12 protein-coding genes are annotated in these 16,413 nt (G+C 66.0%); 4 read left to right on the top strand and 8 right to left on the bottom strand.

Annotated elements, in window-relative coordinates:
• Positions 1-77 precede the first annotated feature (77 nt).
• The 5 genes from E3N85_RS13075 to E3N85_RS13095 form a co-directional block, all read right to left on the bottom strand.
• On the bottom strand, positions 78-2,366 hold the full coding sequence (locus E3N85_RS13075) for a polyribonucleotide nucleotidyltransferase (protein WP_134463861.1): 2,289 nt from the start codon (positions 2,364-2,366) through the stop codon (positions 78-80).
• A 341-nt stretch (positions 2,367-2,707) separates the two neighbouring features.
• Positions 2,708-4,222, bottom strand: coding sequence for an amino acid permease (locus E3N85_RS13080; protein ID WP_134463863.1), 1,515 nt, complete (start codon positions 4,220-4,222; stop codon positions 2,708-2,710).
• Between the two features lie 220 nt (positions 4,223-4,442).
• Positions 4,443-4,712, bottom strand: coding sequence for a 30S ribosomal protein S15 (rpsO, locus tag E3N85_RS13085; RefSeq protein ID WP_092112143.1), 270 nt, complete (start codon positions 4,710-4,712; stop codon positions 4,443-4,445).
• A 145-nt stretch (positions 4,713-4,857) separates the two neighbouring features.
• Positions 4,858-7,791 carry an aminotransferase gene (locus tag E3N85_RS13090; protein ID WP_134463865.1) on the bottom strand — a complete coding sequence of 978 codons (2,934 nt, stop codon included), beginning with the start codon at positions 7,789-7,791 and terminating at the stop codon, positions 4,858-4,860.
• 65 nt (positions 7,792-7,856) lie between these two features.
• Complete coding sequence (locus tag E3N85_RS13095; protein WP_134463867.1) at positions 7,857-8,972, bottom strand: AI-2E family transporter; 1,116 nt, start codon at positions 8,970-8,972, stop codon at positions 7,857-7,859.
• Positions 8,973-9,240: 268 nt separating this feature from the next.
• Here E3N85_RS13095 and E3N85_RS13105 point away from each other — a divergent pair, with 268 nt between their 5' ends.
• From E3N85_RS13105 to E3N85_RS13115, 3 genes are all read left to right on the top strand, one after another.
• Entirely contained in the window at positions 9,241-10,425 is a 1,185-nt protein-coding gene (locus E3N85_RS13105; RefSeq protein ID WP_134463869.1) for a M4 family metallopeptidase, read from the top strand.
• Between the two features lie 9 nt (positions 10,426-10,434).
• Positions 10,435-10,701 carry a protealysin inhibitor emfourin gene (locus E3N85_RS13110; RefSeq protein WP_134463871.1) on the top strand — a complete coding sequence of 89 codons (267 nt, stop codon included), beginning with the start codon at positions 10,435-10,437 and terminating at the stop codon, positions 10,699-10,701.
• A 194-nt stretch (positions 10,702-10,895) separates the two neighbouring features.
• Positions 10,896-11,339, top strand: a complete 444-nt coding sequence (locus E3N85_RS13115; RefSeq protein ID WP_134463873.1) for a pyridoxamine 5'-phosphate oxidase family protein — start codon at positions 10,896-10,898, stop codon at positions 11,337-11,339.
• Positions 11,340-11,473: 134 nt separating this feature from the next.
• Here the strand turns inward: E3N85_RS13115 and E3N85_RS13120 are convergent, their stop codons facing one another.
• The 3 genes from E3N85_RS13120 to E3N85_RS13130 all read right to left on the bottom strand — a co-directional run bounded on the left by E3N85_RS13120 (position 11,474) and on the right by E3N85_RS13130 (position 14,759).
• Complete coding sequence (locus E3N85_RS13120; protein WP_134463875.1) at positions 11,474-11,845, bottom strand: FKBP-type peptidyl-prolyl cis-trans isomerase; 372 nt, start codon at positions 11,843-11,845, stop codon at positions 11,474-11,476.
• 211 nt (positions 11,846-12,056) lie between these two features.
• On the bottom strand, positions 12,057-13,307 hold the full coding sequence (locus E3N85_RS13125; protein WP_134463877.1) for a PrsW family intramembrane metalloprotease: 1,251 nt from the start codon (positions 13,305-13,307) through the stop codon (positions 12,057-12,059).
• Positions 13,308-13,373: 66 nt separating this feature from the next.
• On the bottom strand, positions 13,374-14,759 hold the full coding sequence (locus E3N85_RS13130; RefSeq protein ID WP_134463879.1) for an FAD-binding oxidoreductase: 1,386 nt from the start codon (positions 14,757-14,759) through the stop codon (positions 13,374-13,376).
• Positions 14,760-14,833: 74 nt separating this feature from the next.
• Between E3N85_RS13130 and E3N85_RS13135 the strand changes: the two genes are divergently transcribed.
• Positions 14,834-16,405, top strand: a complete 1,572-nt coding sequence (locus E3N85_RS13135; RefSeq protein WP_255453894.1) for an AlkA N-terminal domain-containing protein — start codon at positions 14,834-14,836, stop codon at positions 16,403-16,405.
• The last annotated feature ends 8 nt before the right edge of the window (positions 16,406-16,413 follow it).

Below are 16,413 nucleotides of genomic sequence, written 5' to 3' on the forward strand. Positions count from 1 at the left end.
GTGCGGGCCTTCCGTCTACCCGACCGACCTGGCGAGAGGTGATCGGGAGATCTAGTGGGGCAGGTTGGACCGGGGTATTAGTCCTCGATCGAAGCGTCAGCGCTGTCGGAAGCCGCAGCGCGACCTTCGGTGTCAGCAGCTTCGTCGAGTACCGGGGCGAGCGACAGCTTGCCACGGTCATCGATCTTCGTGATTTCCACGAGAACCTTCTGGCCGACCCCGAGCACGTCTTCGACGTTCTCGACGCGCTTGCCACCTGCAAGCTTACGCACCTCAGAGATGTGCAGCAGACCATCCTTGCCCGGAAGCAGCGAGACGAAGGCACCGAACGCGGCGATCTTGACGACGGTTCCCAGGAACTGCTCACCGACCTCGGGGTTGGTCGGGTTCGCGATGGCGTTGACCTGGGCGCGAGCGGCTTCGGCCGACGGTCCGTCGACGGCGCCGATGTACACGGTGCCGTCTTCCTCGATCGAGATGTCGGCACCGGTGGTGTCCTGGATCGAGTTGATGGTCTTGCCCTTCGGGCCGATCAGCTCGCCGATCTTGTCGACGGGGATCTGCACGCTGATGACGCGGGGCGCGGTGGGCGCCATCTCGTCGGGAGCGTCGATCGCCGCGTTGAGCACGGAGAGGATCGTGGTGCGGGCGTCTTTCGCCTGCATCAGTGCGCCAGCCAGGACCGAGGCGGGGATGCCATCGAGCTTGGTGTCGAGCTGGATCGCGGTGATGAATTCGCTCGTGCCGGCCACCTTGAAGTCCATGTCGCCGAGAGCGTCTTCGGCGCCGAGGATGTCGGTGAGGGCCGCGTAGCGGGTCTGGCCGTCAACGGTGTCGCTGATCAGGCCCATGGCGATGCCGGCGACCGGGGCGCGCAGCGGCACTCCGGCGTTCAGTAGCGACAGGGTGGAGGCGCAGACGGAACCCATCGAGGTGGATCCGTTCGAACTGAGCGCCTCGGAGACCTGACGGATGGCGTACGGGAACTCCTCACGCGTCGGCAGGACCGGAACCAGGGCGCGCTCAGCGAGCGCTCCGTGCCCGATCTCGCGGCGCTTCGGCGTTCCGACCCGACCGGTTTCACCGGTGGAGTAGGGCGGGAAGTTGTAGTTGTGCATGTAGCGCTTCTTGGTGACCGGGTTCAGCGAATCGATCGACTGCTCGAGCTTGAGCATGTTCAGGGTGGTGACTCCCAGAATCTGGGTTTCGCCGCGCTGGAAGATGGCCGAGCCGTGCACGCGCGGGATGACCGCAACCTCGGCGTCAAGCGGACGGATGTCCGCCAGCCCGCGACCGTCGATACGGATGCCCTCGTCGAGAACGCGGGAGCGCACGACGAGCTTGGTGACCGACTTGTACGCCGCGTTGACCTGGTTGTTGGCGCTCGCGTCGAGCTGACCGGCGTCGACCTTGGCGGCGATGGCGGTCTTGACGGATGCCTTGAGCGCGTCGTCGGCGTTCTGACGTTCGACCTTGTCGGCAATCGCATAGATCGTCTTGAGCTGGTCGTAGGACAGCGCGGCGACGGCGTCATAGGTCGCCGGCTGGTACGGCGGGAACAGGGCGAAGTCGGCGGTCGGCTTGGCGGCAGCGTCGGCTACCTGCTGCTGTGCGAAAACGAGCTGCTTGATGAAGGGCTTGGAGGCCTCAATGCCCTGAGCGACAACGGCTTCGTTCGGCGCAATGGCGCCACCCTTGATCAGGTTCCAGGCGGCGTCGGTCGCTTCGGCCTCGATCATCATGATCGCGACGTCCTGCGCGCCGGCGGCATCCGTGACCACGCGGCCGGCGACGACCATGCTGAACACAGCATCGTCCAGCTGCGAGTGCTTCGGGAAGGCGACCCACTGGCCGCCACCGTTCTCGTCGGGGATCAGGGCGACACGAACGCCACCGATCGGTCCGGAGAACGGAAGACCGGCGAGCTGGGTCGACATCGAGGCCGCGTTGATGGCGAGAACGTCGTAGAGTTCGTCGGGCTCGATGGCCAGGACGGTGATGACAACCTGGATCTCGTTACGGAGACCGTCGACGAACGACGGGCGCAGTGGCCGGTCGATCAGACGGCAGGTGAGGATCGCGTCGGTCGAGGGACGACCTTCGCGACGGAAGAAGCTGCCCGGGATGCGGCCGGCAGCGTACATGCGCTCTTCGACGTCAATGGTGAGCGGGAAGAAGTCGAAGTTGTCCTTCGGCTGCTTGCTGACGCTCGTGGCGGAGAGCAGCATCGTCTCTTCGTCGATGTACGCGGCGGCAGAGCCCTGCGCCTGCTGGGCGAGACGCCCGGTTTCAAAACGGATGGTGCGCTTGCCGTACTTGCCGTTATCGATAACGGTTTCGGCGAACGTGATTTCTGGACCCTCCATGTGGGGGTTTTCTCCTTTAGGTTTGCTTCTCGCCATGCTGGCGATGAAGGCTCGCGTGCCCATATGGCAGGCGAGTGGGACAGGGAGCAGTGTCAAACGGCGTAACCGCTGGCCATCAGAAGAAACTCACCAGCACGTGCAAACCGTGTTGGAAAATCACCACCGACAACCAGCGTTCTACCGGGCCGCTCCAGATAACCGGCCAATCCCAAGATTAACCGCCCTAATTCTAACAGACCCTCCAGAAACCGTCGGTCCTGGCACGGCAGCAGGGGCGCGCGCATCGGCGTGGCCCGCGGTCGGTGCCGAATGGATCTTGGTGGCTGCCCCGGTCCCCGGCCCTAAGGCTGGGTGACCGACGCTTTTGCGCTCTCCGCAAGGGCAGCACGCTGCTTGATGCCGAGCACGGAATGGCGACGACCGTAGGCGAAGTAGACAATGAAGCCGACGGCCAGCCAGACCGCAAACCGCGCCCAGGTGAGCGTGGTGAGGTTGAGCATCAGCCAGAAGCACAGCCCGGCCGACAGAATAGGCAGCACCGGCGAGAACGGCACCTTGAAGGCACGAGGCAGGTCTGGTCGCTTCTTGCGAAGCACGACGACGGCGATGCTGACCAGAACAAAGGCCGACAGCGTACCGATGTTGATCATTTCTTCCAGCACGCCCACGTCGGTGAGCCCGGCGATGAGAGCGACGGCGGTGCCGGAAATGATCTGAATGCGGGCCGGAGTGCGGCGCTTCTCGCTCGTGACGCTGAGCCAGCGTGGCAACAGACCGTCGCGACTCATCGCGAACAACACCCGGGAAAGACCGAGCAACAACACCATGATCACGGTTGTGAGGCCCACCAGGATTCCGAGGGAAATAACCTGCGCGGCCCACCCGGCGCCGACGGCAACAAATGCGGTCGCCAGGGAGGCATTGGGGTCATCGGCCAGCACCGTGTACGGCACCATGCCGGTGAGCACCAAGCTCACGCCGAGGTAGAGCACGGTGACGATGGCGAGGCCGGCGAAGATGCCGCGCGGCAGGGTCTTCTGCGGGTTCTTCACCTCTTCGGCGCTCGTGGCCACGACGTCGAAGCCGATGAACGCGAAGAAGACCAGGGAAGCGCCGGCGAGCAGGCCGAACAGGCCGTACTGGGCGGGAGCCGCACCGGTCATGAAGGAGAACAGCGACTGCATCCAGACATCATCGCCGCCGCCGGTCGTGGGAACTTCGGCCGGGATGAACGGGGTGTAGTTTTTCGGATTGATGAAGAAAGCCCCGACGACGATGACGAAGACGACGATGGCGACCTTGATGATGGTGAAGACGCTCGCAACCCGAGCGGAGAGCTGAGTGCCGAGCACGAGCAGCGCGGTGAAAATGGCCACGATGACGAAGGCGCCCCAGCTGACGTCGAGCCCCAGAACGCTGATCGTAGAAGGAACGTTCCAGCCGGCCAGGTCGAACACGGTGCTGAGGTAGATGCCCCAATACTTGGCGATCACGGCAGCGGCGGTAAGCATCTCGAGGATCAGATCCCAGCCGATGATCCAGGCGAGCAGCTCGCCGAGGGTGGCGTAGGTGAAGGTGTAGGCGGAGCCGGCGACCGGCACAGCGGAGGCAAACTCGGCATAACACATGATGGCGAGGGCACAGGTGAAGGCGGCCAGCAAGAAGGCGAGCGTGACAGACGGACCGGCATAACTGCCCGCTGCCTTGGCACCGACCGAGAAAATGCCCGCGCCGACAGCCACGGCGACACCCATGATCATGAGGTCCCAGGTGCCGAGGGTCCGTTTGAGACTATGGCCCTTCTCCAGCGAGTCTGCGATGGAATCTTCAATACTTTTGATGCGCCAGAGACTCATGCGTGGTGGGGTCCGATCCGTTTATTACCGACTCTCCATGCTAGCGCTCGAGGGTCCGCACGCGACCGGGCGAGGTTTTTTGGGTCGGCATCTCCGTTTAAATCTGGCCAGAGGCATCCGTTTTCACAACGCGGGGCAAACAAAACGGGCCGCCACCTGCAAGGTGACGACCCGTTTGTAAGAAGTTCGCGTTATCAACGCTGCATTCGCTGGAAGAACGTTAGCGACGCAGGCCGAGGCTGCCGATCAGTGTGCGGTACCGAGTAATGTCGATGTCCGACAGGTAACCGAGCAGACGGCGACGCTGACCAACCATAAGAAGCAGGCCACGACGTGAGTGGTGGTCGTGCTTGTGCTCTTTCAGGTGCTCCGTGAGGTCGAGAATGCGCTGCGTGAGCATTGCAATCTGAACTTCCGGGGACCCGGTGTCGCCTGGGTGGGTAGCGTACTTTTCGATGATCGCCTTCTTAGCATCTGGTTCGAGTGCCATAAAGTGGGATCCCCTTTCTCTCACTGCGCGGTGCCCTTGGCTGAATGCCTGAGCTCTCTTTATCCGCGGCCGTTGAACGGCAACCTTCATACTTTAGCAGAGTGGGCGGCCGACGCGGTCACGCTGGGCGAATTTGAGACCCGTCTCAGGTCGTGAGTACGCCCAGCACGTCTTCGAGAGCGAGCAAAAAATGGTCGGCGCTGGCGACGCTGAGGCAGAGCGGCGGCTTGATCTTGAGTACGTTCTTGAAGTCGCCGGTGGGCTGCACGATGCAGCCGCGCAGCAACAGTTCGTCGCAGATCACGGCGGCGACGGCGGTGGCCGGCGTGAAGTCGGCCCGATCACTCACCAGTTCGACGCCGAGGTAGAGCCCCGTGCCGTAGACCGCACCGACCAGATCGAATCGTTCGCCGAGACGCTCGAGTCCCCGCTTCAGGTGCCGACCAACCGCCTCGGCATTTTGCTGCAGGCCTTCGTCGCGCATGATGTCGAGCACGGTGAGGCCGATGCGGCAGCTGAGCGGACTGCCACCCGCGGAGGAGAAGAAGGGTCCGTCGTCGGCGAAACGTTCGGCAATGTCCCGGCGGGTGATCACCGCCCCGAGCGGATGCCCGTTGCCCATCGCCTTGGCGATGGTGATGATGTCGGGAACCACGTTTTGCTGTTCGGTGCCCCAGAAGTATTGGCCGAGGCGCCCGTAGCTCACCTGCACCTCGTCGGCGATGCAGAGCCCGCCGCGCGAGCGCACTTTCTCGTAGACTCCGGCCAGGTAGCCATCGGGCAGCAGCACACCGCCGGCGTTGCCGAACACCGGTTCGGCGATGAACGCGGCGACCGTGCGTCCGTCTCCGGCGAGGGTCTGCAGGTCGCCGTCGAGATCGCTCAGGTAGTGCGGCGCCGACTGCAGGCCCCGGTATTTGCCGCGCACGGCGTTCGGTGCCTCGACGAGATGCACCCAGTCCGGCCTCGTCTCCAGCGCCCGCGGGTTGTCGGCGACCGAGGAGGAGACGGCATCCGCTGCCATCGACCAGCCGTGGTACGCCTCCCGCACCGCAAGCACGGTGTCATGGCCGGTATGGGTCAGGGCCAGGCGCAGGGCCAGGTCGACGGCCTCGGTGCCGCTGTTGACCAGGAATACGGTGTCGAGCGGGTCGGGAGCGAGTACGGCGAGGCGCTCGGTGAACCGCACGAGCTCTTCGTAGTGAAAACGGGAGTTGGTGTTGAGCAGCGACCACTGGCTGCGTGCCGCCTCGGCAATCCGCGGGTGACCGTGTCCGACGGTCGTGACGTTGTTGATCATGTCGACGTAGCTCTGGCCGTGGGTGTCGATGAGATGGTGTTTCCAGCCGCGTTCAATCTGCGGCGGTGCCGCGTAATAGTGTTCCTGCACGCGCGCGAAGACCGTGTCGCGGCGCTGCAACAGGGCGGCTGGGTCGGCGAGCGGGCGCATGGTCGCCAGTCCGAGCAGGGCAGAGGGGTCGGGGCAGACCCGTTGCCACAGCAAAGCGCTCGACGGTGCGACGAAAAACGGGGGGCGGATGCCGCGGAGCCGGCTGGTCTGCACCGTCACGCGGGCGATGGCCGTGCCGTGCCGTGCTCCGATGGAGCGCGCGCCCACGGCGCCGGAGATCGTGCCGAGAGCGTTTCCGGCTTGAATGGCCTGGCCGTCGAGGGCGGCAGCGTCGACGCCGGTCAACCAGAGGTCGTAGTTGCCGCCTTCCAGCCGAACCGTATCGGCATCGACCACCACCACGGTCGCGTCGATCGGTGCCATGACCGGGCTTTCGGCAGACAGATACACCTCGACGCCGAGAGCCAGGGTGATCGACTCGTCGGCCGTGTCTCGGCGGGTCTGCGACAGCCGGTACTCGCCGTAACGGGTGACGGCGTGGCCGAGATGGGCTGCGGCATCCGCTGCCACCCGCTCGTCAATGCCGGGCTCGAGCCAGCTTCCGGCATCGAACACGGCGCTTGTGACCGACAGGTCGATGATGGCCGCCGGCTCCAGTGGGCCGAACAGGGGGTGGTTGCTGGCCACGACCGGCGCGCCCTCGTCGGTCAGCGCCAGACGAATGAGGGCTTCGATCTGCGCTGCGGTTTGGTCGGCCGCCGTGTCGAAGGCGAGCCACTCCCTGGCACGGTTGGCGTCGGCGTAGTCGTTGTCACCGTCGAGGTGCACCTGCTGTTCGCCGCTCACGACGAGTACCGCCGTGCGCAGCACGATCAGGGGCCACAGGGCGGTGAGTTCGGCGTCGGTGAGCGGCACCTGCGCGGCGAAAGCCTCGATCGTGTCGAGAATGGCGAGTGGATGCTGCGGGCTGCGGTAGAGCACGCACGCACACGTCGCGGCAAGCTCGGCGATGATCCAGCCGTGGGCCACATCGCCGAAGTCGATCACGCCGGTGATGGTCTCGGCGACGTCCTCCCGGCTCACCACGTTGTCGTCGGTCAGGTCACCGTGAATGGTCTGCACCCGCAGGTCGGCGGCGACCCGTGCGAGCTGCTGCCGGGCGGCGTCGGTGACCCTGCGCAGTCGCTCGCGGCGGGCATCGTCGTCGACAGCGGGAAGGAGGGCGTCGATGACCTCGCCGCCGCGCCGCAGGTCCCACTGCAGAAACCGGTCGGCTCCCGGGTGCTCGAAGTCGGCGAGGCCGCGAACAATGCGACCGGCCACGTCACCGAGCGAGCAGATCTGCTCGTTCGAGAGGCGCACGGAGTCGGTCAGCGGATGCCCGTCGACATAGGTCAGCAGGCGCAGGTCCAGGTTTTGTCCGTCGACGGTGACGCGCTGAATCGCACGGCCGTCGATCCCGGCAACGACTGCGGGAACGTCGAGTCCAGCGCTGTCGAGGTGCGCCAGGGCAGCGTTTTGAGCCTCGAGCTCGACCGTGGCGATGGCCGGGTTGGAGACTTTGAGAACGACGGTGGCGGTATCCGTCTCGATGCGAAAGTTGCGGTCTTGGTGGCTGCCGAGTTCCCTGACGGCGCCCGTGACTCCAAACCGATCGCGGGCAAGTTGGGTCGCCTGCGCGAGCGTCAGGCGTGGGCGCGGCAGGTGGAAGGGGCTGTGCGTGGTCATTGTTCTCCAGTCACGCGGGTGGCACGAGCACGGGTAGACCGACGAGGCGACATGGATGCGCCGGGTCAGCGCTTACGTACGCGACGCTTGGGCGGGATCGCGCGCGGGCGCGGAACATCCGCTGCGTGCCAGGCCTTGGCGATGGCCCACGCGACGGCCGCGATCGGCACCGACAGCACGGCGCCGACGATGCCGCCGAGGATGGTTCCGGCGGTCAACCCCACCAGAATGACGAGCGGATGCAGCTTGAGCGACTGAGCCATGACAACCGGCTGCAGAAAATTGCCCTCGAGCTGGTTGACGGCGATCACGATGATGATGACGATCAGCGCGACGCCCGGCCCGCTCGCGACGAGGGCCACCAGGGCGGCGAGGACACCGGCCGCGGTCGCACCGATCAGCGGAATGAACGCTCCGAGGAACACGATCACCGCCAGCGGCAGGGCAAGCGGCACCTGCAGAATGGCCAGGCCGACACCGATCGCGGTTGCATCGACGGCGGCGACGATCGCCGTGCCGCGCACGTAGCCGCCGAGCACCCGCAGCGAGGTCTGGCCGATGCGGCGCCCGCGGGCGAGGCGCTCGCCCTTGAAGGGCGTCAGGAAGAAGTTCCAGATTTGGTCGCCGTCCTTTAGAAAGAAGAACAGAATAACCACGAGCAGCACGGCCCCGGTCACCAGCTCGAACACTACCGACGCTCCGGCGAGCGCTCCGGTGCCGAACTGACTGCTGGTGAGGAAATCAACCACCGCGGTGCGCGCGTCGTCTATCTGCTTCTCGTCAATCTGGATCGGCCCCTCGATGAGAAACTGTTGCAGACGATCGATGCCCTGGGAGGCCGAGGAAAATAGCTCGTTCCACTGATCGCGCACCGCGAAGACGATGAGCGTGATGATGCCGCCGAAAAAGGCAATGCCGCCGAGCAGGGTGATCCAGGTGGCCAGAATCGCAGCGACGCCGCGCCGGCGCAGGCCGTTGATGACCGGGCTCAATGCCGCGGCGAGGATGATGGCGATCAGCACGGGAATAACGACGAGCTTGAGCTGCACCAGCCCGTAGATGACCACGGCGGACAGGAGGATGACGAGCAGAATCTGCCCGCTACGCAATCCGAGCCAGCCGAGTCGGTCGGTCAGCGGGGTACGAGAAACCAAGGGCGTGGGGTCGTCTTGTGCGCGCATGCACCCAGCCTAGACATCCGCTACGCAGAAACCTCGATCGACCGGCTCTTTGGCTGATTCACTCGAGGGTGGCCGCGACCGTGTCGGGGATGGATTCGTCACCGGCGAAGATGCCGCGCTCGCGCGGTCAGGGTGGGCATGGTCGCATTCCATGGCCCGTCGGCGAGCGACCGCCACGACAGGTGATCGGAGGTGAAGGCATGATCGAAGCCGTACTGCTCGGCGCCGGAGCGGTTGCAATGTCGGTGGCCGGTGCCAGACTCTGTTCATGGACACTGCGCCGTTTCCGCTGAATCCCAGACTCCCCCCGCACTGCACGATCGTTCCGCCGTACCTGCTGGTGCGGCTGGCGAAACTTGACGGCCCCCGATTCGCACAGGCTGCGGCGGCCGCGCGGCAGTCGCTGCTGCGGGACTCGCAGATTCGGCAATTGCGCGGTGGGGCGCGTCCGTTTGCCTATTCCGGGGCTCGCACTCTGCCTACTCGTATCCCGGGCGAGTTTGACCGCACAATTTCAGATGCCGGCGGCCAGGAGCGCCTGCCCGGTCGCCGGGTGCGCGCCGAAGGCCAAGCGCCCGGTAGCGATCCAGCCGTGAACGAGGCCTACGACGGTCTCGGCTCCACCCAGACCCTGTTCTGGTCGCAGTTCGGTCGGGACAGTGTCGACGGCTTCGGACTTCCGCTGGACGCGACCGTGCACTACGGCAAGCAATACGACAACGCTTTTTGGGACGGCGAACGCATGGTGTTCGGCGACGGCGACGGGGAGGTCTTCAACCGATTCACGATTTCGCTCAGTGTGATCGGGCACGAGCTCACACACGGCGTCACTCAGTTCACGGCAAACCTGGAATACCGGGGCCAGTCGGGGGCCTTGAACGAGTCCATCTCCGACGTCTTCGGCGCCCTGGTCGAGCAGCACGCCAGAAAACAATCGACGGCCGAGGCCAGCTGGCTGATCGGCGAAGGCCTGTTCACCGACCAGGTCGAGGGCGAAGCCCTCCGTTCGATGAAAGCGCCCGGTACGGCGTACAACGACGATGTCCTCGGTAAGGATCCGCAGCCCGCCAGCATGGCCGGTTACGTTGAAACGGAGGACGACAATGGCGGGGTGCACCTGAACTCGGGCATCCCCAACCGTGCGTTCTTCCTGGTTGCGGAGAGTCTCGGCGGCAATGCCTGGGAAACACCCGGTCGCATTTGGTACGACACGCTGACCGGTACCGGTCTCGACCGGAGGAGCAACTTTGCCGCCTTCGCGGCGGCCACGGCCGACACGGCCGCTCGTCTCTACGGCACCAGTTCCACCGCCCACGACGCGGTTCTGCAGGCCTGGGCGACGGTCGGTGTGGTGGCGGCATCCCCTGCACCGGCACTCACGCAACCCACAACGCCGACGCCACCAGCCCCGACCCCGGCCCCGGCCCCGCCCCCGCCCCAACCATCGGAGTAACATCGCGCTATGAAAGTCATCGTCTCCCGCAGCGGCGGGATGGCGGGCATCCGCCAGACCTGGGAAGTCCAGGTCGAAGAACAACCCGACCCGAATCTCTGGACCGAGTTTCTAAACTCCCTGCCCTGGGACGAAGTCACCGACAGCGAGGCCACCCCCGACCGGTTCGCCTACCGCATTCGGTGTGCCCCACACGAAGTGGTGCTCGCCGAACAGGAGATGAACGGTCCGTGGCGCGATCTGGTCAACCGGGTCAGGGCCGCCAACGGCATGTAGCCGCCTGACCGCTGCTGCCGGCGCTGTTTTTTGGGGCGACGGCGCAGCGCGGCCGTCGATCCGGAAAAATTCCTGATTGACGGTACGCGCCCCACGTTGTCGGGGCAATATACCCGGCCGCCTTTGGCCAGTTCCAGCACAGCAATCGGGTCTCTTTCCCTCGCCCTGAAGCTTCCGGCGTGTCACGATGGATCATGACTCTCGACGATGCGAACGCGGCTGCAGTAACGGTGCAGATTCTCAGCGATGAAGAATGTTGGGATGCGCTGCTCTCGGCCAGTCTGGGGCGCCTCGCGGTGTCCGTGGGCGGGATACCCGATATTTTTCCGGTCAACTTCATCGCGGCCGACCGGCGGCTGTTGTTTCGCACCGCAGCCGGCACCAAACTGGTCGAACTCACGGTCAACAACCGGGTTGCTTTTGAAACGGATGGCGTGGGCCGGGACGACGCGTGGAGCGTCGTCGTGCATGGAACAGCCAGGGCGCTTGACACCCAGGGTGAGATCGATGTTGCCGGGGGCTTGCCGTTGCGGCCGCTGATTCCAACGGTCAAGCCGGTCTTCGTCGAGATCGTGCCCGCATCGATCACCGGACGGCGGTTCCCACTCGACCCGGAGCCGGCAGCGACCCTGCTCTAGCCGCCCTGCGCTGATATCTGGTGGCGTTGCTCCCCTGTCGCCACGAACCGGGGCAAACACGATGAACTGCACCGGCCGAGATGCGACTTTATCAGCGGCATCCCGGCCGGTGTGGCACTTCAGTGGGACTGCGCCTAGCTCACGCCGAGCAGGTCGATGACGAAGATCAGGGTCTGGCCGGACAGACGGTGGCCGGAACCGGCTGGCCCGTAGGCGAGGTGCGGGGGCACGATGAGCTTGCGCCGGCCGCCGACCTTCATTCCGGGAATACCCTGCTGCCAGCCGGCGATGAGCGAACGCAGCGGAAAGTTGATCGACTGGCCCCGGTTCCAGGACGAGTCGAATTCATCGCCGGACGAGAACTCGACGCCAAGGTAGTGCACGTCAACGGTGGCACCGGCGGTGGCCTCGGCGCCGTCACCGACGACGACATCGGTGATCTCGAGTTGTTCGGGCGCTGCGCCCTCGGGGAAGTCAATTTCGGGCTTGGAATTCAAATCAGTCATGCCCCTATCCAACCGGATTCAGCGCCGGAATGCACACCGAGCGGGACCTTCAAAAATAATGCTTGCGCCCGGTCGCCGACGGGTGCACTCTTGACGTACACCAACTCGTCGCATCGGTAGAGTCGTCGGCATTGCCACACCACCGAGGCGGCGGGTTTCTGTTGGTGCTGCCGATCTTGCAACCGCAGAATCGCGGTCCGGGTGAGCGCGACTACCGTGCCGCTGGCGCCGCACCGGGCAGTGTCGGCCCGAGTACGTCGGCCCGATGATTCATCAGGAGCTGGAACAGTCGCGCCTCATAGGCGTGCAGTGCCGGGGTGCTCTGGCCACGAACGAGGCGGTCGCGCACGAAGGCGAGTCGCGTGGCATCCGCTATGAAGCGCCTCATTGCGAGTTTCTTCGGTCGGTCCTGTCGTCTGCCCCAGGCCAGCGCCTGGCGTCGGCCGGCGCCGGTTCCCAGCATGGAGACCTCCGCCGGCGTGAACCACCCGGCCTGCGAGTATTCGTGCAGCCGGCGCAGGGTGATGCGTTCCTCTTGGCGGCGCAGGAACACCACGATCAGGATGGCGACGATGAACAACGGCACCTGCACAACCACGTAGTAGAACAGCACCGAGGCGTCGGCGGCGAGCACGAAGGTTGAGCCGTTCCAGAGCGCGTGCAGGGCGATCGCGGGCACCAGGCCGAGCAGAAAGTAGCCGACCGCTGCGCTCTTGGTGGCGCCGCGGCGCGCAGCCAGGCCGAGAGCGAGCCCGATGCAGATCGTGAACGTGACATGCGCGAACGGCGAGAATACCCCGCGCAGCAGAAAAGTGATGCCAAGGCTCTGCGCGGTGCCCTCGGTCATGGCCAGGCCGAAGTACTGAATATTCTCCGAGAACGCGAAGCCGGCCGCGATCGTGGTGGCGTAGACGATGCCGTCGACGGGGCCGCCGAAATGTCGTCGCACCGCCCAGAACAACACGAGCACGCCAAAGCCCTTGGCGACTTCCTCCACAATCGGGGCTTGAATAACAGCGGATGCGAAATCACTCCCGGTGAGCGCGCCCGCGCTGGCCGCAATCGTGATCTGCACGCCGAGGTCGAACACCAGGGCGCTAAAAATGGAGATTCCGGCACCCCAGAGCAGCGCGAAGATCAACGCGGGCCGCGGCTCCGGGTCCCAGCGATCGATCCAGCGCACCGCGAGTAGCACGACAGCCAGCGGCAGCAGAGCCAGGAGCAGTCCGAACAGCAGCGCGCCGGTTCCGAGGAAGGTGGTCAAATACACGAACACAACGAGCAGGGCCAGCCCGGCGAGCACGATGCCGACAACGGCGACGACGATGCGGCCGGCGCGCGACGGGCGCACCGGCCGACTCCAGACCGGTTGCACCGGGGCCGGACTCGCCTGCACGGGAAGAGACTGTTCCGGCCTCTGCACGGGGGCCGGGTCGTGGCCTGGTGGCTGGTCGAGGCTCATGATTAGAGAATACCGGCCCCGGTACCGGGAACGATGTGAAAATCGACGGGGCACCGCCCGCGCCACTCAGGCGTCGAACATGGTGCCGGGGTTCAAAATACCCAACGGGTCAAAGACCGCTTTGAGCTGGCGTTGCAAGGCGAGGCTCGTGTCGCCGATCTCGCCCTGCAGCCAGCGACGCTTCAGAACACCGACGCCGTGTTCGCCGGTGAGCGTGCCGCCGAGGGCGAGCGCCGCCTGGAACAGCTCATCAGCGGCCGCCCAAATTTCCTCTGGCACCGACGCATCCGCAGTGTCGCCGCGCGGAATGACGAAGTTGGGATGCAGGTTGCCGTCGCCGGCATGGGCGACCGTAGGAATGGCGATGCCGGTGCGGGCGCTGATCTCAGCGATCGCGGCGAACATTTCAGCCATGCGCGAGCGTGGCACCGCCACGTCTTCGATGAGCACCCGACCGAACTGCTCCAGGGCCGGGTGCATGGCACGGCGAATGGCCAGCAGGCGGTCGCCCGAGGCAGCATCCGTGGACAGGCTGGCTTCCCCGCCGGCGGCCCGCAGTACCGCCAGAGCCGCCTCGGCCTCGGCGAGCGCTGCCGGGCCGTCGGTCTGCACGAGCAGAAACGCACCCCGCCCCAACGGCAGTCCGGCCGAGCCTTCTGGCCCAAGGTAGGTGGCGACCAGACCGAGTGCGACCGGGTCGATTAGTTCCATGATGGCGGGACGGATGCGTGCAGCCGTGACGGCAGCGCTGGCTGCGGCCGCCGCCGTGACCGTCTCAAAGACCGCACCGATCGTGGCTACCGTGCCCGGGGTCAGCGACCGCACCCGCACGGTCGCCTCGACGATGACCCCGAGTGTGCCCTCGGATCCGGTCAGCAGCGCGGTGAGATCGTAGCCGGTGACGCCCTTGACTGTGCGATGCCCGGTGCGCAGCAGGCTGCCGTCGGCGAGCACGACGGTCAGGCCGAGTACCGCCTCCCGGGTGACCCCGTATTTGGCGCACAGCAAGCCGCCGGCGTTCGTGGCGATGTTGCCACCGACGGTGGAGATGGCTTTGCTGGCCGGATCGGGGGCGAACCAGAGGTTCTGCTGCGCGAGCACGTCGTTGAGGTGCTGATTGATCACGCCCGCTTCGACGACGGCGAGTTCGTCGTCGGGGTTGATCTCGAGGATGCGGCCCAGTCCGGCCACACTCAACACGATGGAACCGTCGGTGCCGCAGGCACCGCCCGCCAGGCCGGTTCCGGCGCCGCGGGTTACCACCGGTACCCGGAATTCGGTTGCTATGCGCAGCACCGCTTGAACGTGGTCCACCGTCGTGGCGCGAACGACGGCGAGCGGTGTGCCGTCGGCCACCCAGCCAGACTTGTCGGTGCGGCTGGCCGCCAAGTCATGGGGGTCGACGCTGACGAGACGTCCGAGCTCGGACTGGAGGCGCAGCAGTGCGTTCATCGCTCCAGCCTATCGAGCCGTTCCATGTCTGATTTCCGCTACCCCGGGGCGGTCAGGCGTGGCAGGCTCAAGGGGTGACCACCTCTCCCGCCACCCGGACCGGGCTGACCGACCCGGTCTTCGCCGAGCGTTACCGCATCATGTGTTCGCGAGACACCCGGTTCGACGGCCAGTTCATCACCGGCGTGCGCACGACCGGAATCTACTGCCGGCCGAGCTGCCCGGCTACCACGCCCAAACCCGGCAATGTCTCGTTCTACCTCACGGTTGCGGCCGCCCATGATGCCGGGCTGCGGGCCTGCAAACGCTGCCTGCCCGACGCGGTACCCGGCTCCCCCGCCTGGAACATGCGAGACGATCTCGCCGCCCGATCGATGCGACTCATTTCTGACGGTGTCGTGGAGCGTGATGGTGTTCCGGGCCTGGCCGCCCGACTCGGCTATACTCCGCGCCATCTCACCCGAGTGCTCGTCGCCGAGCTCGGTGCCGGTCCGCTCGCGCTCGCCCGGGCGCATCGTGCGCAGACCGCCCGCCTGCTATTGCTGAGCACCGACCTGCCGATCACCGACGTGGCCTTCGCCGCCGGGTTTGGCAGTGTGCGCCAGTTCAACGACACCGTCGTCGCCGTGTACGAACGTACCCCGTCCGAAGTGCGCGCTGCCCGGCGGACAGCGCCTGAGCACGCCGCTCCGGTCGTCGATCAGGCCGAAACCAGAATCACGCTGCAGCTGCCGGCACGGGCACCGTTCGACGGTGCCGGCGTGCTGCGGTTTCTCGGCACGCGCGCGCTGCCCGGCGTCGAGAGCGCCACCGGCACGAGCTACGCCCGCACCGTGCGGTTGCCGCACGGCACGGCCGCGGTTGAGGTGACCCTGTCGGGAACGGAGGCGGCCCCCGCGCTGGCCTGCAGCATCCGTCTCGCGCATCTCGCCGATCTGGCACCGCTGGTCAGCCGGGTGCGCCGGTTGTTCGACCTCGATGCCGATGCATCGGCGATCGACCGTCACCTCGAGGCAGACCCGGCGCTGGCTGCATCCGTCACCCAGACCCCGGGTATCCGCGTGCCGGGCAGCATGGATGCCGAGGAGACACTTTTTCGGGCGCTGATCGGGCAGCAGATCTCGGTCGCAGCCGCCCGCACCGCGCTGACGCGACTGGCCGACGCACTCGGTGAGCGTCTACCCGGCCCGGAGCCGCGGCTGCTGTTTCCCACCCCGGCGCAGATCGCCGCGGGCGGTCGCGCGGTACTGCGCGGGCCGGGTGCCCGCATCGAGACCATTCTGCGGGTCGCGCAGGCTCTGACATCGGGCGATCTGGCGCTGTCGTTCGGGCAGACGCGCGCCGAGCTGGAGGCCAGCCTCGTAGCGCTGCCCGGAATCGGACCGTGGACGGCCGGGTATGTGGCTATGCGGGTGCTCGGTAGCCCCGACATTCTGCTGACGAGTGACCTGGCGCTGCGGCAGGGTGCCGTCCGTCTCGGGCTCGCCGGGGAACAGCGTGCTCTGGCTGCCCGCGGGGCCGACTGGGCTCCGTGGCGCAGCTATGCCGGAATGCACCTGTGGCTGGCGACTTCCCCGATATCCTCCAAGCAGACCGTTCGAGGGTTGGAGTACCCCACAGGGCGACCCCGGGGCAGGGCCAGCTAGCCTAGAAG

This window comes from Cryobacterium sp. Hz9 (genome assembly GCF_004402825.1).
Classification (GTDB): domain Bacteria; phylum Actinomycetota; class Actinomycetes; order Actinomycetales; family Microbacteriaceae; genus Cryobacterium; species Cryobacterium gelidum.

Coding starts and splice junctions, on each gene's coding strand:
- E3N85_RS13075 (WP_134463861.1), bottom strand. CDS start 2,366: ATGGAGGGTCCAGAAATCACGTTCGCCGAAACCGTTATCGATAACGGC.
- E3N85_RS13080 (WP_134463863.1), bottom strand. CDS start 4,222: ATGAGTCTCTGGCGCATCAAAAGTATTGAAGATTCCATCGCAGACTCG.
- rpsO (WP_092112143.1), bottom strand. CDS start 4,712: ATGGCACTCGAACCAGATGCTAAGAAGGCGATCATCGAAAAGTACGCT.
- E3N85_RS13090 (WP_134463865.1), bottom strand. CDS start 7,791: ATGACCACGCACAGCCCCTTCCACCTGCCGCGCCCACGCCTGACGCTC.
- E3N85_RS13095 (WP_134463867.1), bottom strand. CDS start 8,972: ATGCGCGCACAAGACGACCCCACGCCCTTGGTTTCTCGTACCCCGCTG.
- E3N85_RS13105 (WP_134463869.1), top strand. CDS start 9,241: ATGGACACTGCGCCGTTTCCGCTGAATCCCAGACTCCCCCCGCACTGC.
- E3N85_RS13110 (WP_134463871.1), top strand. CDS start 10,435: ATGAAAGTCATCGTCTCCCGCAGCGGCGGGATGGCGGGCATCCGCCAG.
- E3N85_RS13115 (WP_134463873.1), top strand. CDS start 10,896: ATGACTCTCGACGATGCGAACGCGGCTGCAGTAACGGTGCAGATTCTC.
- E3N85_RS13120 (WP_134463875.1), bottom strand. CDS start 11,845: ATGACTGATTTGAATTCCAAGCCCGAAATTGACTTCCCCGAGGGCGCA.
- E3N85_RS13125 (WP_134463877.1), bottom strand. CDS start 13,307: ATGAGCCTCGACCAGCCACCAGGCCACGACCCGGCCCCCGTGCAGAGG.
- E3N85_RS13130 (WP_134463879.1), bottom strand. CDS start 14,759: ATGAACGCACTGCTGCGCCTCCAGTCCGAGCTCGGACGTCTCGTCAGC.